The 20780-nt window shown below is 71.2% G+C and carries 22 protein-coding genes; 17 read left to right on the forward strand and 5 right to left on the reverse strand.

The genetic code is table 11. The annotated features are described in order from the left end of the window. Positions 1–22: 22 nt before the first annotated feature. The 7 genes from EYA84_RS03020 (at position 23) to EYA84_RS03050 (ending at position 5339) form a co-directional block, all read left to right on the forward strand. Positions 23–841 carry an alpha/beta fold hydrolase gene (locus tag EYA84_RS03020; protein WP_131051452.1) on the forward strand — a complete coding sequence of 273 codons (819 nt, stop codon included), beginning with the start codon at positions 23–25 and terminating at the stop codon, positions 839–841. 123 nt (positions 842–964) lie between these two features. Continuing rightward, positions 965–1711: a hypothetical protein gene (locus EYA84_RS03025; protein ID WP_131051453.1), complete on the forward strand. Its 747-nt coding sequence runs from the start codon at positions 965–967 to the stop codon at positions 1709–1711. Between the two features lie 10 nt (positions 1712–1721). Then, positions 1722–2762 carry a class I SAM-dependent methyltransferase gene (locus EYA84_RS03030; protein ID WP_131051454.1) on the forward strand — a complete coding sequence of 347 codons (1041 nt, stop codon included), beginning with the start codon at positions 1722–1724 and terminating at the stop codon, positions 2760–2762. Between the two features lies 1 nt (position 2763). Further along, a complete protein-coding gene (locus EYA84_RS03035) occupies positions 2764–2991 on the forward strand; it encodes an MbtH family protein (RefSeq protein ID WP_131051455.1) in 228 nt (75 codons plus the stop codon). Then, a complete protein-coding gene (gene gntD, locus EYA84_RS03040) occupies positions 2988–4007 on the forward strand; it encodes a guanitoxin biosynthesis L-enduracididine beta-hydroxylase GntD (RefSeq protein ID WP_131051456.1) in 1020 nt (339 codons plus the stop codon). The genes EYA84_RS03035 and gntD overlap by 4 nt, the downstream gene beginning before the upstream one ends. A gap of 67 nt (positions 4008–4074) precedes the next feature. Then, positions 4075–4914: an SDR family NAD(P)-dependent oxidoreductase gene (locus tag EYA84_RS03045; RefSeq protein ID WP_131051457.1), complete on the forward strand. Its 840-nt coding sequence runs from the start codon at positions 4075–4077 to the stop codon at positions 4912–4914. Beyond that, positions 4911–5339 (forward strand): hypothetical protein, encoded by a 429-nt coding sequence (locus EYA84_RS03050; RefSeq protein ID WP_131051458.1) that lies wholly within the window; start codon positions 4911–4913, stop codon positions 5337–5339. The genes EYA84_RS03045 and EYA84_RS03050 overlap by 4 nt, the downstream gene beginning before the upstream one ends. A gap of 64 nt (positions 5340–5403) precedes the next feature. Here EYA84_RS03050 and EYA84_RS03055 read toward each other — a convergent pair whose 3' ends face one another. After that, the gene (locus tag EYA84_RS03055; protein WP_131051459.1) at positions 5404–6384 is read right to left on the reverse strand and encodes a helix-turn-helix transcriptional regulator; all 981 of its coding nucleotides are present in this window, start codon (positions 6382–6384) and stop codon (positions 5404–5406) included. Positions 6385–6631: 247 nt separating this feature from the next. On the opposite strand from EYA84_RS03055, the gene EYA84_RS33830 reads away from it, so the two are divergent. Then, the gene (locus EYA84_RS33830; protein WP_255446594.1) at positions 6632–6754 is read left to right on the forward strand and encodes a hypothetical protein; all 123 of its coding nucleotides are present in this window, start codon (positions 6632–6634) and stop codon (positions 6752–6754) included. Positions 6755–7377: 623 nt separating this feature from the next. Then, a complete protein-coding gene (locus tag EYA84_RS03060) occupies positions 7378–7950 on the forward strand; it encodes a response regulator transcription factor (protein WP_131051460.1) in 573 nt (190 codons plus the stop codon). On the opposite strand, the gene EYA84_RS03065 is transcribed toward EYA84_RS03060, so the two are convergent. The 3 genes from EYA84_RS03065 to EYA84_RS03075 form a co-directional block, all read right to left on the reverse strand. Continuing rightward, complete coding sequence (locus EYA84_RS03065; RefSeq protein ID WP_131051461.1) at positions 7951–8514, reverse strand: DUF5825 family protein; 564 nt, start codon at positions 8512–8514, stop codon at positions 7951–7953. Between the two features lie 4 nt (positions 8515–8518). Beyond that, entirely contained in the window at positions 8519–10348 is a 1830-nt protein-coding gene (locus EYA84_RS03070) for a RiPP maturation radical SAM C-methyltransferase (RefSeq protein WP_131051462.1), read from the reverse strand. Between the two features lie 175 nt (positions 10349–10523). Then, positions 10524–11294, reverse strand: a complete 771-nt coding sequence (locus EYA84_RS03075; RefSeq protein WP_131051463.1) for a ferritin-like domain-containing protein — start codon at positions 11292–11294, stop codon at positions 10524–10526. A gap of 241 nt (positions 11295–11535) precedes the next feature. On the opposite strand from EYA84_RS03075, the gene EYA84_RS03080 reads away from it, so the two are divergent. From EYA84_RS03080 to EYA84_RS03105, 6 genes are all read left to right on the forward strand, one after another. Beyond that, positions 11536–12894 (forward strand): MFS transporter, encoded by a 1359-nt coding sequence (locus EYA84_RS03080; RefSeq protein WP_161594890.1) that lies wholly within the window; start codon positions 11536–11538, stop codon positions 12892–12894. A gap of 91 nt (positions 12895–12985) precedes the next feature. Further along, entirely contained in the window at positions 12986–13933 is a 948-nt protein-coding gene (locus tag EYA84_RS03085) for a thiamine pyrophosphate-dependent dehydrogenase E1 component subunit alpha (RefSeq protein ID WP_161594891.1), read from the forward strand. Continuing rightward, positions 13930–14895, forward strand: coding sequence for an alpha-ketoacid dehydrogenase subunit beta (locus EYA84_RS03090; RefSeq protein WP_131051466.1), 966 nt, complete (start codon positions 13930–13932; stop codon positions 14893–14895). The genes EYA84_RS03085 and EYA84_RS03090 overlap by 4 nt, the downstream gene beginning before the upstream one ends. A gap of 2 nt (positions 14896–14897) precedes the next feature. Continuing rightward, a complete protein-coding gene (locus tag EYA84_RS03095; RefSeq protein ID WP_161594892.1) occupies positions 14898–16211 on the forward strand; it encodes an aspartate aminotransferase family protein in 1314 nt (437 codons plus the stop codon). A 92-nt stretch (positions 16212–16303) separates the two neighbouring features. Next, the gene (locus tag EYA84_RS03100) at positions 16304–17215 is read left to right on the forward strand and encodes a lytic polysaccharide monooxygenase (RefSeq protein ID WP_131051468.1); all 912 of its coding nucleotides are present in this window, start codon (positions 16304–16306) and stop codon (positions 17213–17215) included. A 67-nt stretch (positions 17216–17282) separates the two neighbouring features. Further along, entirely contained in the window at positions 17283–18251 is a 969-nt protein-coding gene (locus tag EYA84_RS03105; protein WP_131051469.1) for an aldo/keto reductase, read from the forward strand. A gap of 383 nt (positions 18252–18634) precedes the next feature. Here EYA84_RS03105 and EYA84_RS03110 read toward each other — a convergent pair whose 3' ends face one another. After that, on the reverse strand, positions 18635–19090 hold the full coding sequence (locus EYA84_RS03110) for a GNAT family N-acetyltransferase (RefSeq protein WP_131051470.1): 456 nt from the start codon (positions 19088–19090) through the stop codon (positions 18635–18637). 81 nt (positions 19091–19171) lie between these two features. Between EYA84_RS03110 and EYA84_RS03115 the strand changes: the two genes are divergently transcribed. Together EYA84_RS03115 and EYA84_RS03120 are read left to right on the forward strand one after the other, a co-directional pair. Beyond that, positions 19172–19774 carry a TetR/AcrR family transcriptional regulator gene (locus EYA84_RS03115; RefSeq protein ID WP_131051471.1) on the forward strand — a complete coding sequence of 201 codons (603 nt, stop codon included), beginning with the start codon at positions 19172–19174 and terminating at the stop codon, positions 19772–19774. A gap of 48 nt (positions 19775–19822) precedes the next feature. Next, positions 19823–20780, forward strand: a 958-nt coding sequence (locus EYA84_RS03120) for a magnesium chelatase (RefSeq protein WP_131051473.1), incomplete at its 3' end; no start/stop codon positions are given.

Here is a 20780-nt window from a genome sequence, read left to right on the forward strand (position 1 = left end):
CCCAGGAGCGAGGGAGCCAGTCATGCCACTCGTCGTGGCCAACGGCACGAAGATCAGCTATGCCGAGCGCGGCACCGGGGAACCCGTCGTCCTGGTGATGGGGACCGGTAGCCCGGGCAGCGTGTGGCAGCTGCACCAGGTGCCGGCGCTGGTGGCGGCCGGGTACCGGGTCGTCACCTTCGACAACCGTGGCGTCGCGCCGGTGCCGCCGGGCGCGGCGAAGCCGACCGTGGAAGACCTCGTCGGCGACGTCGTCGCCCTGGTCGAGCGAATCTGCGGCGGCCGGGCCCGGCTGGTCGGCACGTCGATGGGCGCGCACGTGGTGCAGGAGGTGATGGTCACCCGGCCGGACCTGGTGCAGCAGGCGGTGCTGATGGCGACGCGGGGCCGGACCGACACGTTCCGGGGCGCGCTCGCCACGGCGGAGGCGGCCATCGCGCTGGGGGAGGCGACGCTGCCGCCGCAGGCGTACGCCGTGTGGCGGCTGATCCAGAGCCTGTCCCCGCACACGCTCAACGACGAGAAGCAGGCCCGCTCCTGGCTGGACCTGATGGAGTTCTTCCCGCCCTCTCTGGAGGTGGCCGAGGCCCAGACCGAACTGGAACGGATGGCGGACCGGCTCGACGCGTACCGGGCCGTCACACCGCCGACGGACGGCACTCTGGTGGTCGGCTTCGCCGACGACCTGGTGACTCCGCCGCATCTCGGTCGGGAGGTCGCCGAGGCGATCCCCGGCGCCCGGTTCACCGAGGTCGCCCGGTGCGGGCACTTCGGTTATCTGGAACGGCCGGACGCCGTCAACGCCCTGCTCGTCGAGTTCTTCCGGTCAACCGTGGCGTGACCGTGTTCCTTCCGCATGTTCGACGCGATGAAAGTGCGTTGTCCGCGCCGCGACCGGTGGCTCGGGTATGGGCGAAAACGGCGTAAGAGAAGCGAATAGGAGGTAACTGTGGAAGCTTCTGTGGTGGATCCCCTCGCGAAACTCGCGGCGCACGAGGTCAGCTCGGAACAGCTGACCGAGGCACGTGAGCACCTCGCGAAGTTCGGTTTCACAAAAGTGTCCTTCGTCGTTCCGGAGGAGTTGAAGGAGACCGTCGCGACCGAGGTGCTGAACCTGGTCGGCGAGGCCGGTGTCCGACGCGACCTGCGGTTCGCCGCGACCGGCAACACCCTGCGCCGGATGCGCAACGTGCGACGGGACGAGGTGGCCGAGCGCAGCACGGTCATCCCGGCGGTGTACCAGTCCGAGGCCCTGCTCGCGCTGCTCTCGAAGGTGGCCGGCGAAGCCGTGCTGCCCTGCCCGTACGAGCCGGAGCAGTACGTGATCACCCGGCTCGAGGAGAGCGGGGACACGCACGGCTGGCACTGGGACGACTACGCCTTCGCGCTGGTCTGGATCATCGAGTGCCCGGCGGTCGAGCACGGCGGCTTCGTGCAGTGCGTGCCGGGGACGACGTGGAACAAGGAGAACCCGGAGATCCACCGGGCATTCCTGGCCGGCCCGACCTATTCGGCCTCCTTCGTGCCCGGTGACCTCTATCTGATGCGCACCGACACCACCTTGCACAGGGTCTATCCGATCACCGGGGGAGTACGGACGATCATCAATATGGGTTACGCCGCCACCACCGATCTGGAACGGCACATCTCACACGAGACGATGGACGCGTTGTGGGCTGAGTCGTCTCCGGCGGCGCCACAAATCCGCTAAGGAGGAAACAATGACCGACACCATCGTCGAGACATATTCTGCGGACGCTCCCTCGTACACGGTCGGAGCAGCCGCGAGCCTCTTCTCGTCCTATGTGGTCACCTCGGCGATCTCCGCCAGCCACCAGATCGGCCTGCTCGACCTGTTGCACGCCGAGGGCGGCACGGACGTGGCCACGGCCGCCGGCAACCGCCTCGACCACGGCGTGGTCCGGGGGCTGCTGGACACGCTGGTCTGGGCGAAGGTGGTCGAGGCCGACGGGGACCGGTACCGGACCGGACCGGGCTTCGCCGACGTCTACGCCGCCCGGGGCTACTTCTACTGGGTGGTCAAGGGGTGCGGCGAACTGTTCTCCATCGCCCCGGACGTCGCCGCACCCGAACAGCGGACGGGCGACTTCTACCACCGCGACATGCGGGCCGTGGCGATCGGCTCCCGGCTGATCGGCGACAGCGAGGTGGAGCCGCTCTTCGACGAGATCGTCACCGGGCTCGACTTCGCCGTGATCGCCGACCTCGGCTGCGGCTCCGGGCAGCGCCTGATCCGGATCGCCCAGCGCGACCCGTCGGTGAGCGCGGTCGGCGTCGACATCGCCCGGGGCTCGGTGGAACTGGCCGAGAAGTCGGTGGCCGACGCGGGCCTGGAGGGTCGCGTCCACATCGTCCAAGGTGACGTGCTGGCCCTGGAGCCCACCGAGGTCTTCGCCGACGTGGAGGTGGTGACCTGCGTCTTCATGGGCCACGACTTCTGGCCGATGCAGCGGTGCGTCGACGGGCTGGCCAACCTGCGCCGGGCGTTCCCGAACGTCAAGCGACTGATGCTCTGCGACGTGGTCCGTACCCCGGGTCCGGCCAGCCCGGAGACGACCACCATCTTCACCCTCGGCTTCGAGCTGATCCACGCCCTGATGGGCGTCTACATCCCCAGTCGGGAGGAGTGGTTGGAGGCGTTCGAGGCAGCCGGGTGGGACCTGGTCCGCGAGCGTCACGTCGCCGCGCCTCCGTCCGGGATCCTCTTCGAGCTGGTCCCGTCGGCCCCCAGGAGCGCCTGAGATGTCCAACCCGTTCGACCGGCCTGACGGCACATACCTGGTGCTGGTCAACGCCGAAGCGCAGTACTCCCTGTGGCCCGAGTCGAACCCGGTGCCCGACGGCTGGTCGGTGGCGCACGGCCCGGCCGGGCGCGACGACTGCCTCGCCTTCGTCGAGATCACCTGGGCGGACATGCGGCCGGCGAGCCTCGCCCGGGCGATGGCGGCGGACTCCGGAGCGTCCCGGTGACCACCGACTGGCCCCGATACCAGCTCAGCGACGCCGATCTGACGGCGTTGCGTGCGATCAGCGAGACCGTACGCTCGACGCCCGACGTGGACCCCCGGCAGCCGGACTTCTACGACCGCCACCGGTACGCGGTGCGGCACCTGCCGGCCGGTCTCTGGGAGTTCCTGGACGAGTTCCGGCACGGCGAGCCGGCCGCGGCCTGCTCGGTGCTCGGCTTCCCGGTCGACGACGGGCAGGTCGGGCCGACGCCGACGCACTGGGACGCCGAGCGGCGCGGCAGCCACGTCACCGAGGTCGAGGTGTTCATGGCGCTGTGCGGCATGGCGCTGGGGGACCCGTTCACCTGGACCACCCTCCAGGGCGGGCGGCTCATCCAGAACATCGTGCCGATCGCCGGTGACGAGGTGCGGCAGAACGGTCACGGCAGCGAGGCGTTGCTGGAGTTCCACACCGAGGACGCCTTCCACCCGAGCCGCTGCGACTACCTGCTGCTGTTCGGCGTCCGCAACGAGGACAAGGTGGCCACCACGGTGGCGTCGGTCCGGGAACTGGACCTGGACCCGGCCGACGTCGAGGTGCTGCGGCAGCCGCGCTATCACATCCTTCCCGACGACGAGCACATCCGTCAGCTCACCCTGAGCCAGCCGGACCATCCGGCCCTCAAGCTGGTCGAGCGGATGCGGGACGACCCGGATCCGGTCGCCGTGCTGTTCGGCGATCCGTCCCGGCCGTACCTGCGGATCGACCTGCCGTTCATGCGGTGCGTGGGCGGTGACGACGACGCGGCCGCCCGGCGGGCGCTGGACGCGCTGCACTCGCAGTTGCTCGCCCACCAGCACGACGTGGTGGTGGAGCGCGGCACGCTGCTCATCGTCGACAACTACCAGGCGGTGCACGGCCGCAAGTCGTTCCGGGCCCGGTACGACGGGACCGATCGGTGGCTCAAGAAGTTGACGGTCAGCCGCAACCTGCGGTCGGGCAGCGGGTCGCCGGCGGGCGGCCGGGTGCTGGTCTGACCGGGAACACCGGTGGTGGGCGCGGTCACCGCGCCCACCACGACCCAACGAGAACTGGGAGAGTTCGATGCGGACGGTAATCATCTCCGGTGCCTCCAGCGGCATCGGCTGGGCCACGGCCCAACGGTTCGCCGCGGGCGGGGACCGGGTGTTCAACCTGGACGTGCAGGCCCCCGCCGATCCGCAGAACCCGGCGGTGCAGTGGATCGAGACCGACGTCGCGGACTGGTCGGCGGTCCGCGACGCGGTCACTCAGGTCGCCGAGACCGCCCCGATCGACGTGGTGATCGCCAATGCCGGCATCAGCGTGCGGCACGGGGTGCTGGACCTGTCCGAGGCCGACGCGCGCCGCGTCATCGACGTCAATCTGCTGGGCGTGCTCGGACTGTGGCAGGCGGCGGCCCGGGTGATGGTGCGGCAGCGGGCCGGCGTCCTGCTGGCCACCGCATCGGTCAACGGCGCGCGCGGATACCCGCTCTACGCCGACTACAACGCGACCAAGGCCGGCATCGTGGCGCTGTGCCGCACGTTCGCCCTGGAGTTGAGCCCGTGGATCCGGGTCGCCTGCGTCAGCCCGGGTGCGGTGCTCACGCCCATGCAGTTGGCCGAGTACACGCCGGCGATGCTCGACGAGGTGAACGCGAAGATCCCTGCCGGACGGCACGCGTCACCGGACGAGATCGCGGCGGCGTTCCACTATCTCGCCTCCCCGGAGGCGAGCTTCCTGACCGGGCAGGAGTTGGTGATCGACGGCGCGGAGACCGCCGGCGCGACCACCGCCGTGTTCGGCGCCGACACGAGCGAACGGAGTGAGCAGATCATCGAGGCAGACGCGCCCGGGGGCGGCACGCAGGGCGGTGCCGGTCGCAGGGAGCAGGGGACGACGCGGAGCGGAGTGCCGGCATGAGGAAGCAGGAGTCGGAACAGACCAGGAAGACGGTGTTGCTGGTGGTGATCGGTGCGGTCGTGTTGCTGGTGCTCGCCGGAGCGGGGTCGGCCGTGTTCCTGACGGCCCGCAGTGGTGGTGTCGCCAAGGACGTGGTGGACGACTACTACCGTGCGTTGGAGGAGCGGCGCTTCGACGACGCGTACGGGTCGCTCTGCGCCGACGTACGCGCCGACCAGTCCCGGGAGGCGTTCACCTCGGCGGCCGAGGCGCGGCTGCCCAGCTCCCACGAGATGACCGGTGAGCTGCGGGTCAACGGCCTGCCGTGGAAGACCACCGGCACGGTCGGGGTCAGCGTCAGCTACGCCGACGGCACCACCCAGGCACGGCTGGTGTCGATGCTCCGCGAGGACGGCGACTGGCTCATCTGCGAACCGTCGGTGTGACCCGCCGCGCCCTCGCCCCGTGGTCCCGCGTCGCGGGACCTCCCGGGGCGGGGCGCGGACCGGATCACAGCCAGCGTTGCCGCACCGCGTTGGCGCCGGCCTGGAAACGGCTCTCCGCGCCCAACCGGGTGGTCAGGTCGGACATCATCCGTTGCACGGTGCGGACCGACAGGCCGAGTTTGCGGGCGGTGGCCTCGTCGGTATAGCCGTCACCGAGGAGTTGGAGCAACTGCCGCTCGGTCGGTTCCAACCCGTTCTCGTCGGCGTTCGCGGCGGCGCCGAACGGTGTCGCGGTGGACCAGGCGTGGTCGAACAGCGCACTGAGGGCGGCGGTGACGCCCGGATTGTGGATCTCGACGGCGCCCTTGCGGGCGTCGGTGGGGTCGACCGGCAACAGGGCGATCCGACGGTCCACGATGATCATCTGGAACAGCACCACCGGCAGGCAGCGGGTCTCGCCGCCGAGGTTGTTGAACCAGCGGGCGTAGGCCAGCGTGTCCGGGTCGTTCCGGAAACTCTCCTGATAGATCGACTTGATGGTCACGCCCCGCTCCAGGGCCTCCTGGTTGACCGGCTTGCTGGCGGCCATCGCGTCCGGCCGGTGCGCCCCGCCCGGGTTGAACGAGAGGCACTCCACCTGCGTCAGCCGGGCGAGTTGCTGGAGGCGTTGGCGCACCGAGTCGAGCTGCACGATCTGGATCAGTTGGTCCTGCTGGTCGGGCTGGTCGACGTGGTGCGCCTCGGAGAGCGCGTCGATGGCCGCCTGGGTCGCCTCGATCTCGTACTGCTGTTGGGCGATGTCCGCCTTGGCGCGGGCGAGCAGCGCCGCGAGACCGACCTTCGGACTGGTCGGCGTGATCTTGCCGGGGCTGACGGGCGACTCGCGGACCAGAGCGAGTTCGATCAGCTCGTCGAGTGCGTCGTGCACCTGCCGCGCGTCGATGCGTAGGGACTCGGCGATCTCGGCGACCCCCCAGGTCGACTGGCGCAACATGGTCATGTAAACGGCCTCTGCGGTGGTCGATATGCCCAGGGTGCTGAACACGCTGCTCCCTTCCACTAGTACTCCGTGCCTGACCGGTGGCGTGCCGGGAAAGAGATTGTCAGATGGCAAAGACGGCTGGCAAGATCCTGCCACGCTGACGTGAACCCGCCTGGCGCGATCCCGTCACTTCGATCTTGTTGACCGTATCCGGGCGTCGCAAGAGACTGGCTTCGCCGACGCGGTAATCGGGGAAACCGTTAGGCAGGTTGCCTGATTCGGGAAGGAAAGACGCCGTATGTCTCGTCGCATGAAGTTCGCCCTTGCCGCCCTGGCTCTCGTGGTCAGCGCCTCCGCTCCGGTGCTCGGAGACCGGGTTCCCAAAACCGACGGGCCGACCGCCGGGTACTCCTGGGGAATGCCGCTGCGCTAGGTCGCGGATGCCGTTCGCTGAACGTGGGGGTGTGTTGGCGGGGGGATGTCTACGACACATTGGATGGAAACGTGCAGCTGTCAGCCGTAACGCTCATTCCGGTGACGACGGCACGGACGCCGCTGACGCCCGAACGGCTAAGGGACCTGATTCTCGGCTGTCGTGTGGACGGCGATCGGGTCGAACACGTCAAGGTTATAGAACGAGCGGGTTTGATGTGGATAGGGGCCTATGTCGCTATCTGTGACATGAGATCCGCCGAACTGAGTCTGGCTGATCTTTGTGTACGGGCCGCCGAGCGACTCGACGGCTGGGAGGTGATCCGGCAGTGGGAGCTGTGATCATCGTCCGGTCGCGCGGCGTCCGACACCCGCTCTGAATGGGCGGCGGAGGGTCCGACTTTCACTCTCCGTGGTCCGGTGGAAATGCAGCAGGACCGTGCCGGCCGATGGTCGGTCGGTGACGCGTGCCGTTATCGATGGGCATATAAGGTGATATACGATAGCCCAAGCTCAATACCCGTCCGTTCCACCATTACTGATAGAAACCTCGTCCAGCGGGCTGCTTATCAGGATCGGCGCGTACTCAGCGCCGACATCAGCGCCCTGCTGCTCAGCGCCGAGTTGACCGACCTCACCCGGACCGAACTCCTGGTCGTGGCGCCCGTACCCGGTCAGATGCCGCTGCCGGCGGAGGTGTTCGGCGAGCTACGGGCCCGCAACCTGACGGTCCGCCTGCTCTTCACGCCCGGCCGGGAGTCGCCGGCCGAGCCGGTGGCCGCCCTCGCCCGGGACGGGATCGCCCTGCCGGCCCCGGTGGACCTGCCCTACTTCCTCGTGGTGCGGGACCGGGCCGTGGTCTATCTGCCCCACCAGGATCCGGTGAACCCGTGCAACGGCCGGCTCACGCGGATCCGCAGCGTGGTGATGGGTGACTCGATGGCCACGGTGTTCGGCCTGATGTGGGACACCGCGGTGCAGCGCACCCGGGCCGCCCGCACCACGACCGCCCGGGTCGACGAGGGCGAGGAGCTGATCCGCGCGCTCGGCGACGGACTCACCGACGACCAGGCCGCGGCGACGTTGCACATGAGCCGGCGGACCTTTGCCCGGCGGGTGTCCGACATGATGCACCGGCTCGACGCCAACACCCGATTCCAGGCCGGTGTCCATGCCGCGCGGCGCGGCCTGGTCTGATCAGACCGCCAGGTATGGCACCGGCCAGTGCCGCATCCGGAACGGGAGTACGAGCGTGCGGCCGTCGGCTTCGACGGCCAGACCTGCCTCGACCGCGTCAGCGACCAGCTCCGCGTCGTCGGCCTCCGGGCGGCCGTCCGCCGACTCGGCGAGAATTTCGAACCGGTCGGCACCGTCCTCGATCACCATCCGCGAGGCCGGCTGGCCGGGCCGGACGTCCTTGATCGTGACGATCCCGGGCCCCCGGCGGTAGTAGAACGACCCGTAGCGGTAGTCCCGCGCCCACGCCACCGTGTGGGTGACGTCGTCCAGTTCCACGCCGAGGCACGGTGGCAACAGGTGCGAGTAGGTGTGCAGCGGGAACGACGGACGACCGCTCAGCGTCCACCGCAGCCGCACCGCGTGGCTGGTGACCGCACGGAGCAGCCGCAGCAGGTCGAGGTCCTGCGCCGGGGACTGCCCGAACCGCAACGGCTCGGGCAGCTCGACCGCGAGCAGGCTGTACGCCGCCGGGTCCGTCCGCAGTGCGTCGAAGGCGATCACCGCGCTCGTCGCCGTCGTCATGGGATCAGCTCACCTTCAACGGTTCGGTGGGGGTGGCCAGGGAGATCCAGTGGCCCTGCTCGGTGAAGAGCAGCCCGTCACCGGCCAGCTTCGCCAACCAGTCCTGCAACTCCTCCGGGGGCAGGCCGTACTCGGCGACCCGGGCGGCCAGGGCCTTCGCGGTCCGCCCGTTCTCCAACTCGCGGTACGCGGCCACGAACCCGGCCCCGGTGATCCGGTGGTCCTGCTCCGGCCAGCCGACCCGCCGGTCCTCGATCACGATCTCCTCGTCGTCGGCACTGAGGATCCGCAACGAGCTGGACGGGTACGCGTCGATCCAGATCCCGATGAGCTTGTGCAGCCCCTCGGCGTCGGTCTCGGAGAGCCCGGCCGGATCGGTGTCGAACAGATAGACCATGTCGGTCAGCTGTTCCGGCGCGAGTGCGTAGACGTGGTCGTACATCCTGGCGGGCCGGCGGTTCGGGAACCCCAGCAGCGGGTTCTCGAAGTACGGGCTGAAGCGCTCCAGCAGGATCCGGGCGGCACCGGCCGGCGGTTGCAGGTGCACCAGTGCCGGTAGTTGCCGCAGGACCGCCTCGTAGTCGGCGGTGGACTCGGTCGGGAATCCGTAGAGCCAGCTCCAGGAGACGGTCAGCGAGGCGGCCTCGCAGTCGCGCAGCGTGCGGACGTTGCGTACCCCGGTGACGCCCTTGTCCATCAGCTTGAGGACCGGGCTGACCAGCGACTCGATGCCCGGCTGCACGTGGGTGACACCGGCCTGCCGCAACACGGTGATCTCGTCCGGGCGCAGGTTCGACTTGACCTCGTAGTGGATGCGCAGGTCCCAGTCGAGCGCGGCCACGCTGGGCAGCAGATCACGGTAGTAGCGGTTGTCGATGATGTTGTCGACCATGATCGCGTCCAGCGTCTGGTGCCGGCGGACCAGCGAGGTCAGCTCCTCGATGACCGTCTCCGGCGCCTTGGCCCGGAACTGCATGCCGGTGCCGTTCAGGCCGCAGAAGGTGCAGTGGTGCTTCTCGCCCCACCAGCAGCCCCGGGCGCTCTCCAGCACCAGCTTCGGCTCCACGTACTCGCCGACCGGCGACTCGGCGATGAGCGCGAACCAGTCGTCGTAGTCCGGCACCGGCATCAGGGCCGGCGGGATCAGCTTTCCCTGCGGGTTGTCGTGCCGGCCGTCCTGGTCACGCCAGCACAGTCCGGGTACGGCGGCCAGGGCTATCCGGCCGTCCAGCGCGTCGAGCAGGGCGGGGAAGGCGATCTCGCCCTCGCCGCGGACGACGTAGTCGACGAAGGGGAAGTTCTCGTGGATCGCGGCGCCCATCATCCCGTCGCAGTTGCCGCCGCCGAGCACGATGGGCACGTGCGGAGCCAGCTCCTTGATCCGCTTGGCGGTGGCGAGGCTCGGCGCGTTCTGCATGAACGTCGTGGTGAAGCCGACCAGGGTCGGTTCGGTGGCGAGGATCTCGCGGGCCGCGACCTCGACGAAGCCGGCGGCGTACTCGCGCATCCGGGTGACCCGGTCGATGTCGAGGCCACGGTCCTCGGCGTAGCGGCGCAACTCCGGCACACCGAACGCGTCGTCGCCGCGCAACACCCCGGCGAACACCCAGTCGCCGAGCCCGTGGAACAGCCCCTCCTCCGCGACCTCGGTGTACTCCGGCGGTCCCAGTTCGCCGCCGGAGGCCTCAAGCAGGTACTCGGCCCACCGGATGCCGCCGTGGTAGCTGAGTGGTTCCGGTCGGCCGGCGGCGACGGTGACGGCCTTCAGTAGTCCGATGGGCAGCGACGGGCAGTCCAGGGACTGCCACGGCATGGCCGCGAGGCAGATGGTCATCGTCTCGTCTCCGGGATCCGGCGCGGGTGGCAGGAACTGGTGGGCAGCGCGGGCTACCGGTGGTCCGGGCGGGTCACCCCACCCGGACCACCGGATCAGTCACCTGTGTTTCACAGGATGACGGCGTACTTGCAGGAGCCGTGCGTGACCTTCTTGATCGCCACCTTCTTGATCTTCATTTACGTTCACCTCCTTCGAGGTCGAGGAAGGACAGACCGGCGGCCCGCAGTCGGGCCCGGTGCCGCCGGACGAACCAGGACCGCACCTTCTCGGGGTCGCGGCCGGTCAACGTGGCGCACGACGTCGCGATGCTGTTCAGCGCCGTGATGTCGAAGCCGATGTCGTGCCACTCCTGGCCGTGCGCGCGCCAGAGTTCGGCGCCGGCCGGGGTGGCGGAGACCCGGGAGAGATAGTTCAGCCCGATGGCGATGTGCTGCATCTCGTCGGTCCGCACCGCCTCGTACAGGCGGGCGAGCGGGTCACCGGCGAAGATCTCGCTGAAGAGGATGAACTCGTCCGACGCGAGCCCCTCCAGGATCGTGTGGACCAGCGCCCGACCCATGTGCGGCAGGCTCAGCAGCATCTCGTCGAGCGGTTCCATCGTCTCCTGCGCGTCCGGCTCGACGTCGCCGCCGATCGCGCGGGCGTACTGGTAGAAGGCGTCCGCGTGGCGTGCCTCGTCGGCGGTGGCCAGGGCCAGGCTGAAGCGGAACGGCGCGTCCTCGGTGTTCGCCGCCAGCGTGGCGGCGGCGACCAGTCCGGCCTGCTCGGCGTAGTACCCGCGCGAGGCGGCCCGCCAGGCGATCTCGGTGCGGTCCCAGTCCTTGCGGCGCAGTCCGTCGCCGATGATGTCGCTCGCGCGCCAGGCCTTCTTGTCCCGGGTCACACCGAAGACGCGGTACGCGACGGCGTCGCTGTCGAGTTCATCGTGACGAATGAGTGCCATGACCAGCTCCACTACCGACAGGGGAAGGGATCTCGGCCTCACGTCTGGCAGGGCGATCCGGCGGCGAACCCGTGGGTTCGGCTGGGACCGGCCACGCGCCTCGTGTCCTGCCTGCGGCCGGTGCTACCAGCCACTTCTCCGCCCGGAGCTTGGCGCCACGGTAACGGCGGTGTGGACCATGGTCAAGGTGCCCGCCGGGCGGTGGCACGGACCTGCCACCCGGGCGGCATACCCTGCGCTGATGACTGCGGGACTGGGGCGGCTACGGCGCCGGGTGGAGGGTCTGGGCCCGCTGGTCGCGGCGCACGGGGCCGGTGTCGTCGGCACCGAGATCACCGCGCTGGCGCTGCCCACGCTGGCGATCCTCCACCTGGGAGCGTCGCCGCTGGTGGCCAGCGCGTTGTTCGCGATCGAGTTCGGCACGCATGCCCTCGCGTCCCCGATGCTCGGGGTGGTGGTCGACCGGACCCGCTCGCCGCGCCGCCTGCTCGTCGGTGGGAGTCTCGGCTACGCGGCCGTGGTGGCCACGGTGCCGGTCGCCGGTCTGCTGGACGTGCTCACCATCCCGATGCTGGCCGTGGTCGCGGTCGTCGCCGGTGGCCTGGGTGCCCTGGTCACCATCGGCCTCCAGGCCTCGATTCCCCGCCTGGTCCCGGCGGAACGGCTGGTCCAGGCGAATTCGGCGATGGCCGGGGCGCGGTCGGTCGGGCAGGTGGCCGGGCCCGCCCTGGCCGGCTGGCTGATCCAGGTGGCCGGCGCCGCCGCCGCGATGGGCGTCGACGCGCTGGCCCGGCTGGTCAGCGTGGTCGCGTACGCCCGGCTGCGGATCGGCCCCCGCACCGACCCCGCCGCCACCTCCGCGGGTGCGACGGCCGGACTGCTCGACCAGCTGCGCGAGGGCGTGGCGGCGATGCGTCAGCGCCCGGTCCTGGTGCGGGTGGCGGTGACGGCGGCGGCCCTCAACTTCGGCGGCTCGGCGCTCGGTGCCCTCTATCTCGTCTACGCCTACCAGCACCTGCACCTGTCACCCGGGCTGATCGGGATCACCTACGTGGTCAGCAGCGTGGTGTCCATGCTGGCCGTCACGGTGGCGGGCCGGGTCATCCGCCGGCTGGGCATGACCCGGGTGGTGCCGGTGTTCGCCCCGCTGGCCGGTGCCGCGCTGTTCCTCATCCCGGCCGCCACCGTCGCCCCGCCCTTCGTCACGCTCGTGGTCTACGAGGCGATCTTCTCGTTCTGCGCCACCGTCTGGTTCATCGCGACCACCACCCTCCAGCAGTCGCTGGTGCCCACTCACCAACTCGGCCGGGTGATCGCCCTCGGGCGGGCCGCGACGACCTTCGCGATCCCGGTCGGCGCACTGCTCGGCGGAGCCCTGGCGCAGTGGTGGGGACTGGTGCCCACGCTGATCCTGTTCGCCTCCGCCGCGCTGCTCGGCGGCTGCGTGAGCAGCCTGCGCGGCACCGGTACGGACCTGTCCGGCCCGGAAGATGGCACGATCTCGCCAATCGACGATTCCGACGGCGGCGACCAGGTTGGCAGCATCGCGCCATCCTCGGAGCCAGCCGTTGACGCCGCACCCCGCCGACCCGAAAGTTGAACCGGCATCACGTTTGGCGCACCGCGTTCTGCGATCTCCGCCCGGGACCGCACTCGCTGAGAAGCCAACGACGGGAAGCACCATGGACCTGTTGTCCGCCTACCGTGACATGCTCACCATCCGACTCTTCGAGGAAAGCCTGCTGCGGTGCGCGGAACAGGGCCTGGTGCCCGGCGCGATCCATCCGTACACCGGTCAGGAGGCGGTCGCCGTCGGTGTGCTGGGCGCCCGGGACCCCGCCGAGTGGGTGGTCAGCTTCTACCGCTGCCACGGGCACGCCCTTGCCGCCGGTTGCCCGCCCGACCGGGTGATGCGCGAGGTGCTCGGCCGCAGCGGTGGTCTGTGCGGCGGCAAGTCCGGCTCGATGCACCTCGCCGACCGGGACCACCGTCTGCTCGGCTCGACGTCGATCGTCGCCGCCCAACTCCCGATCGCCGCCGGTGCCGCGATGGCCGCCCGGCTCGACGGTGACGGGCGGGCCGTACTGGTCTTCTGCGGTGACGGCGCGCTCGGTGCCGGCGGCGCGTACGAGACCCTCACCATCGCCGCCGCCCAGCGGCTGCCGCTGCTGGTGGTCTGCGAGGACAACGGCTGGCAGGACCAGACGGCGAGTGCCCTGGTACGCCATCTGAGCCCCGTCGAACTCGTCGCCGGGTTGAAGCTGCCGTACGTCGAGGTCGACGGCAACGACGTCGAGGCGGTGCACGACGCGGCCGACACCGCGTTGGCGGCCTGCCGTGCCGGCACCGGACCGCAGGTCGTCGTGGCGCACACCTACCTGCGCGACTTCCACACCCAACTCGGGCAGCATCCGCCGCCGCAGTACCGGCCCGAGGAGGAACGGCGACGGTGGGCGGAACGCGATCCACTGACCGTCGCCGCCGGACGGCTCACGGTCGACCTGACCGCCCTGCACGCCGAGGTGGCCGCCGAGGTCGACGCGCTGCTGCAGGCGGCGCTGGACGCCGAGGAGCCCGATCCGGCGACCGCGACCACCGGCGTGACCGTCACCGGTGACCTGATCGGGGCGGGCCGGTGAGCCGCCGGCACCCGATCGGTGAGGCGGTCCGGGAGGCGTTCACCGAGCAGCCGACGCTGAGCCACTTCAGCACCTTCCAGCAGGAGGACCTGGTCGCGCAGTACGGCCCCGAGCGGATGGTCCGGATGCCGATCGCGGAGAACGCGATGCTCGGCATGGCGCTGGGCATGGCCCTGGTGGGTCGGCGGGTGCTGTTCAGCGTCCACCGGGCGGCGTTCCTGTTCAGCGCCTTCGACCAACTGGTCAACCAGGTCACCACCTGGCGGTACATGAGCGACGGCCAGTTCTCGGTGCCGCTGGTGATCCGGGGCGTCACCCAGGGCGGCGAGCACCTCGGCGCGCAGCACGAACACGTGCCGTACGGCCTGCTCAGCCAGATCCCCGGCCTGGTCGTCGCCGTACCCGGCTCGCCGAACGCCGTCGGCGGCCTGCTGCGGACCGCGCTGCGACACCCCGACCCGGTCGTCCTGCTGGAGTCCCCGCGCCTGTTCACCCCCACCTGGGCCGACCTGCCGGAGCCCGAGCCGTCCGCGGCCCCGCTGCCGTTCGGCGTCGCCGGGCTGGCCCGGCCCGGCGACGACCTGACGCTGGTCGGGATCGGCAACACGGTCATCGAGAGTCTGCTGGCCGCACGACGGCTGGCGGAGCACGGCGTCCAGGCCCGGGTGGTCGACCTGCGGACGGCGGCGCCCCTGGACCGGGACGGGGTCGCCGCGATGGTGGTGCCCGACCGGCCGGTGATCCTGGTGGACGAACAGCCCCGGGCCGGGTCCGTCCTCACCGATCTGGCCTATCACCTGGTACGCACCGGCGCCGTCCGCCCCGAGCACGTCGAGCTGCTCACCGGCGTCCCGGTGCCCGCGCCGGTGAGCCCGGCGCTGCTCGACGGCCTGCTCCCCGACGCGGACCGCATCGTCCGCGCGGCACTCGACACCCCGGCCCCCCTCACCCCGCGGAGATGACCATGACGAACAGCGAGTACGCGGTCTGGCACGGCCTCACGCCGATGGGCCCCCACCTGCGGGAGAACGGCCCCGATCTGTTCCTGGTCAGCGGCGCCGGCAGCCACCTGGAGGACGCCGCCGGGCGGCGCTACCTGGACGCCCGCTCGTCGATGTGGAACGTCACGCTGGGGTACTCGTGCGAGTCGGTGAAGCAGGCGATGACCCGTCAGCTCGACGTGCTGCCCAGCGGCACCGTGATGCGCTACGAGCATCCGCCGCAGGTCACCGTCGACTACGCCGCCGCGCTCGTGGCGCTGCTGCCGCAGCCGCTGCGACACGTACGCTTCGGCAACACCGGCAGCCAGATGACCGAGGCGGCGGCGATGCTGTCCCGGTTCTACCGCCGGATGACCGGTGAGACGGACCGGCACACCGTGATCGCGCTGCACGACGCGTACCACGGGACCGGACCGCTGGCCACGGCGCTGACCGACGAGCCGATCCTGCACGACTACTCCGCCCCGATCGACGGGCACGTGGTGCACGTGTCGACGCCGCCGCCGGTGACCTGCGACCCCGACGCGTGCACCGGCGAGTGCGTACGCCCGGTCCTCGACGCCATCGAGTCGGTCGGCGTGGAGCGGGTGACGGCGGTGATGTTCGAGCCGGTCTCCGGCACCTCGTTCCTGCCCGCGCCGGAGCACTACCTGGAGACGCTCATCGTCGAGTGCCGTCGCCGGGGCATCCACACCATCGCCGACGAGGTGACCACCGGTGCCGGCCGGGTCGCCGCGATGAGCTACGTCGAGCGGCTCGCCGAGGTCCCCGACATGCTGGTCCTCGGCAAGGGCCTGAGCGCCGGCTACTTCCCGCTCGCCGCACTCGTCGTGGCGAGCGACATCTACGAGGCCCTCGCCGACCCGCCCGTGCGGCTCGGCTTCCCCAACGGCTCCACCACCGACGGCCACCCGATCGGCGCGGCGGCCGGCCTGGCGGTGCTCGACATCCTCACCGCCGACGGGTTCCTTCCCGCGGTCCGCCGTCGCGGCGCCGAACTGGTCGAGATGCTGGACGCCGCCTCGCAGGCGGATCCCCGCATCGGCGCGGTCCGGGGCATCGGCATGATGCTCGGCGTGGAGCTGCGGGACGCCGACGGCGACCTCTGGTCGTTGCGCGACGTGCACAACCTGCGCGGGGTGTGCCGCGAGTACGGGCTGCTGACCAGCTACGCGAGCGGCGTGATGCCACTGCTGCCGCACCTGACCGTCTCCACCGACGACTGCCGTGAACTGGTGGAACGGTTCGCCAAGGCGGTGGCCGCGTACCGCTCCTGACGCCGGTCGATCGGGCCGCCCGCCGATCCGGGCCGGAGAGATCGAACTCTCGACGCCTCCGGCCCGTACTGGTGCGTGGGAGGTCCGAAATCATGGCCGTACGTCGAGTTGTCGTCGTCGCGTTGGTCGCCCTCGTCGGGACGACGACCGGTGCGCTGCCCGCCGCCGCGCAGGGTGCCCCGACGTACCCGGTCAGCCGCTCGGCCGGCTGCGCGCCCGGCGGGCCGCACGTGGGCACGTCGGCCTGCCTGGCGGCGGAGAAGGAGGGCGCCGCGCTGCGCGAGTGGGACAACGTCCGGGTGTACGGCGTCGACGGCCGGGACCGGGAGACGATCCCCGACGGGGAGCTGTGCAGCGGCGGCCTGTCCGCGTACCGGGGGCTGGACCTGCCGCGCACCGACTGGCCGGCGACGCCGCTGACCGCTGGCGCCGAGTTCGCCTTCCAGTACCGCGCCACCGCCGCCCAGAAGGGCACCTTCCGGCTCTATCTGACCCGGCCGGGCTACACCCCGTCGAGGGCGTTGACCTGGGCGGACCTGGACAGGCTGCCCTTCCTGCGGATCACCGACCCGCCGCTGCGGGACGGGACGTACCTGATGTCCGGCCGGCTGCCGACGGACCGCAGCGGCCGGCACGTGATCTACACGATCTGGCAGCACTCGGAGACCGCCGACACCTACTACTCCTGCTCGGACGTGGACGTCGTGGCGGTCGACGCGCTCCGCCCCGGCACCACACCGGCCAGCGCGGTCGGCGGCACCCCGGAGACCACGGACGCGCTGCCGGGCGCCGGTGCCGACGCGGGGACCGAGGCCGCCGAGAACGTACCCGTCGCCGCGGTCACCTACCTGGACGGCCGTCGCTGGCCGCTGGTCGCGGGCGGCCTGCTGGTCACGTTGCTGCTCGTGTCGATCGTCCGGTGGCTGCGCGGCTCGCGCGGCGGGCCACCGCCGGGACCCGTCTGCACGGTCCGCAACCACCGGGCCAACCCGCGCCCCTGGTGACCGCCCGGGGCGGCCTCGCCCGCCGGACCGGCGGCCGGGGCACAGCGCGGCGGGTACGGTCGACATCATGCGCTACGTGCAGCTCGACACCCCGAAGCCCCTGTCCAAGATCGGCCTCGGCACCTGGCAGTTCGGTTCGCGGGAGTGGGGTTACGGCCCCGACTACGAACGGTTGGCGGCGGACATCGTCCGGCGTGCCGTCGAGCTGGGAGTGACCGTCTTCGACACCGCCGAGATCTACGGCCTCGGTCGCAGCGAGCGCATCCTCGGCGCCGCGTTGGCCGCCGACCGGGACAAGGTCACCGTGGCTACCAAGATCTTTCCGGTGCTGCCGGTGGCGGCGGTGGTGCAGCAGCGGGCGGTCGCCTCGGCGGCCCGGCTCGGCGTCAGCAGCATCGACCTGTACCAGGTGCACTCGCCCAACCCGCTCGTCGCCGACGGCACCACCATGCGGGGCATGCGCGCGTTGCAGGACGTCGGCCTGGTCGGCGAGGTCGGGGTGAGCAACTACAGCCTGCGCCGCTGGCAGGTGGCCGAGACCGTGCTGGGGCGCCGGGTGCTGAGCAACCAGGTCCGCTACAGCATGGTGGACCGCAAACCGGAGCAGGACCTGTTGCCGTACGCGGCCCAGGCGGGTCGGGTCGTCATCGCGTACAGCCCGCTGGCCCAGGGCTTCCTCTCCGGCCGGTACGACGCACACCACCCACCGGTCGGCGCGATCCGCCGGGCCAACCCGTACTTCCTGCCGGAGAACCTGGCCCGAGGCACCGCCCTGATCGAGACGCTGCGCCAGGTGGCCGCCGCCCACGACGCCACGCCGAGCCAGATCGCCCTGGCGTACGTGCTGCGCCACCCGAACGTGGTGGCCATCCCCGGGGCGTCCAGCGTGGAGCAGATGGAGCGCAACGCCGCCGCCGCCGAGATCGACCTGACCGACGACGAGTACGCCGCCCTGGTCAACGCCGCCCGGGCGTTCCGCCCCCTGACCGGCCTGGCCGCCGTACCGCGCATGATCAAGGCCCGCGCCGGCCGCTGACCGGCCCACCGTCCGCCCGGCCCACCGTCCGCCCGGCCCACCATCGGCCTGGTCCTCGGCCGCTGCCGGTCCTCTGCCGCTCCCGGTGACCCGCTCCCGGTGCTCCAACCGCTCCCGGTGCCCCGCTCCGGGGCGGCCACCGACCTTCCCTCCGGGCCCTTTGCTCTGCTTCAACGGACGCGGCAGTCACCCTCGGTGGTCGGCGGTCCTTCTGCGGTCGGTCCCTGCACGTGGATCACTCCTGCTCAGCCGCTATTGCGTGGGCTGAAGCAGAGCAAAGGGCCCGGAGTGGTGGAGAGGGGAACTGCCGACGCAGGTACGGAGGGTAGCTGCCCCGTCTGCGGCTCGGATCCTCGCGAGATGCGGCAGGGAGCGGTGCTCGCTCAGGGCAGGTCTCGGGCGTAGCAGACGGAGAGCGCCGCACCGTGGTACGGGCCGAAGTTGTCGATGCGCCGATAGCCCTCGCGTTCGTAGAAGCGCTGCGCGTCGGGCTGGGCGGTGCCGGTTTCCAGCAGCAGGGTGCGCACGCCGGCCTGACGGGCCGCCTCCTCCAGGGCGCGTAGGACGGCGACGGCCACACCGGTGCCCCGGGCGGGCGGGACCACGTACATCCGCTTGATCTCGGCCGAGTCGGGCCCGAGCAGGCGCAGGCCGCCGCAGCCCACGGCGGTGCCGGTGGCGTCGCGGGCGACGAGGAAGACGCTGATCGTCTCGGCGCTCGGCGGCGTCCCCGGCTCGTGGTCGTCGCAGCCGTAGCGGGCGTCGAGTTCGGCCCGTTGCGCGGCGCGCAGGCGGGTCGCGTCGGTCGAGCCCCACGGTTCGTGGTCGATGGAGACCATCGTCGTTCCCTCTCCGGTTTCCGTAACAAGCGTTACCGTAACGTACGCTACGGTAACGGGCCACGGCCAGGGGAGGGACGGATGCCCAGACGGCGGGACCTCGCCGACCAGCGACAGCGCCTCTCGGCGGCCACCTGGTCGGTGCTTGCCGAGCGGGGGCTGCCCGGCCTCACCCTGCGCGCGGTCGCGGCACGGGCCGGCTGCACCACCGGCATGGTGCTGCACACCTTCGCCGACAAGCAGGCGCTGCTGGCGCACGCCCGGGAGCTGTTGCACCGTCGTACCGGCCAGCGCGCCGACGCCGTCGAAGCCGCCGCCGACTCGCCCCGGGCGGCACTGCGGGCCGTGCTGTGGCAGGCCGCCTCGCCGACCGAGGAGAAGCGCGAGGAAGCGCGGGTGTGGGTCGGCTTCCTCGCCGCCGCGCTGGCCGACCCGGTCCTCGCCGACCTGCATCGCGCCTACAACCGGCGGTTCCTGGACCGCATCGGCGGCCTGGTCGCCGAGGTCCGCCCGGACTGGCCGCCGGCCGCCAGCGCGGAGACCGCGATCAGCCTGGTCGCGGTGGTCGAAGGGCTGAACGCGCTGGCAGCGGTCGATCCGCAGACCTACTGCGAGGAGTCGCAGCGGGCCGCCATCGACGCCGCACTCACCCGGCTGAGCCGGGGATCCGACGGGGAGAGCTGAAAGCCACCCGAGCGCGCTAGCGTTGGGCGGGTGACTGCACCGACCTCGATGACCCCGGTCCCACCGGCCGACCTGCCCGGCACGCTCGGTGCGCTGCGCGCCGCCGGCCACCGGTACCGCAGCGTCAAGCAGGAACTGCGGGACAACCTGCTGGCCCGGATGCGCAGCGGCGTGCCACGCTTCCCCGGCATCGTCGGGTACGACGACACGGTGCTGCCGGAGGTGGAGCGGGCGCTGCTGGCCGGGCACGACATGGTGCTGCTCGGCGAGCGGGGCCAGGGCAAGACCCGGCTCATCCGGTCGTTGGTGACGCTGCTGGACGAGTGGACCCCGGTGATCCCCGGGTCGGTGCTGAACGAGCACCCGCTGCACCCGGTCACCCCGGCGTCGCGGACGCTGGTCGCCGAGTCCGGCGACGACCTGCCGATCGGCTGGCTGCACCGCTCGATGCGGTACGGCGAGAAGCTGGCCACCCCGGACACCAGCGTCGGTGACCTGATCGGTGACGTCGACCCGATCCGGCTGGCCCAGGGCCGTACGCTCGGCGACCCCGAGACGATCCACTTCGGGCTGGTGCCGCGCACCAACCGGGGGATTTTCGCCGTCAACGAGCTGCCGGACCTGGCCGAACGCATCCAGGTGGCGATGCTGAACGTGCTGGAGGAGCGGGACATCCAGGTCCGTGGCTACCAGCTCCGGCTCCCGCTGGACCTGCTCCTGGTCGCCAGCGCCAACCCGGAGGACTACACCAACCGGGGGCGGATCATCACCCCGCTCAAGGACCGGTTCGGCGCCGAGGTCCGCACCCACTACCCGACCGACCTGGAGCGGGAACTGGAGCTGATCCGGCAGGAGGCCGACCTGGTCGCCGAGGTGCCGGAACACGTGCTGGAGGTCCTCGCCCGGTTCGCCCGCGCGGTCCGCGAGTCGCCCTCGGTCGACCCGCGCTCCGGCGTCTCCGCCCGGTTCGCCGTCGCCGCCGCCGAGACGGTGGCCGCCGCCGCGC

Origin of the sequence: Verrucosispora sp. SN26_14.1 (assembly GCF_004307965.1) — a bacterium.
GTDB lineage: Bacteria > Actinomycetota > Actinomycetes > Mycobacteriales > Micromonosporaceae > Micromonospora.

Excerpts from the sequence above, each read along its gene's own strand:
- EYA84_RS03020 (WP_131051452.1), top strand. The coding sequence starts at position 23 with ATGCCACTCGTCGTGGCCAACGGCACGAAGATCAGCTATGCCGAGCGC.
- EYA84_RS03030 (WP_131051454.1), top strand. The coding sequence starts at position 1,722 with ATGACCGACACCATCGTCGAGACATATTCTGCGGACGCTCCCTCGTAC.
- EYA84_RS03035 (WP_131051455.1), top strand. The coding sequence starts at position 2,764 with ATGTCCAACCCGTTCGACCGGCCTGACGGCACATACCTGGTGCTGGTC.
- EYA84_RS03045 (WP_131051457.1), top strand. The coding sequence starts at position 4,075 with ATGCGGACGGTAATCATCTCCGGTGCCTCCAGCGGCATCGGCTGGGCC.
- EYA84_RS03050 (WP_131051458.1), top strand. The coding sequence starts at position 4,911 with ATGAGGAAGCAGGAGTCGGAACAGACCAGGAAGACGGTGTTGCTGGTG.
- EYA84_RS33830 (WP_255446594.1), top strand. The coding sequence starts at position 6,632 with ATGAAGTTCGCCCTTGCCGCCCTGGCTCTCGTGGTCAGCGCCTCCGCT.
- EYA84_RS03065 (WP_131051461.1), bottom strand. The coding sequence starts at position 8,514 with ATGACGACGGCGACGAGCGCGGTGATCGCCTTCGACGCACTGCGGACG.
- EYA84_RS03070 (WP_131051462.1), bottom strand. The coding sequence starts at position 10,348 with ATGACCATCTGCCTCGCGGCCATGCCGTGGCAGTCCCTGGACTGCCCG.
- EYA84_RS03075 (WP_131051463.1), bottom strand. The coding sequence starts at position 11,294 with ATGGCACTCATTCGTCACGATGAACTCGACAGCGACGCCGTCGCGTAC.
- EYA84_RS03080 (WP_161594890.1), top strand. The coding sequence starts at position 11,536 with ATGACTGCGGGACTGGGGCGGCTACGGCGCCGGGTGGAGGGTCTGGGC.
- EYA84_RS03095 (WP_161594892.1), top strand. The coding sequence starts at position 14,898 with ATGACGAACAGCGAGTACGCGGTCTGGCACGGCCTCACGCCGATGGGC.
- EYA84_RS03100 (WP_131051468.1), top strand. The coding sequence starts at position 16,304 with ATGGCCGTACGTCGAGTTGTCGTCGTCGCGTTGGTCGCCCTCGTCGGG.
- EYA84_RS03105 (WP_131051469.1), top strand. The coding sequence starts at position 17,283 with ATGCGCTACGTGCAGCTCGACACCCCGAAGCCCCTGTCCAAGATCGGC.
- EYA84_RS03110 (WP_131051470.1), bottom strand. The coding sequence starts at position 19,090 with ATGGTCTCCATCGACCACGAACCGTGGGGCTCGACCGACGCGACCCGC.
- EYA84_RS03115 (WP_131051471.1), top strand. The coding sequence starts at position 19,172 with ATGCCCAGACGGCGGGACCTCGCCGACCAGCGACAGCGCCTCTCGGCG.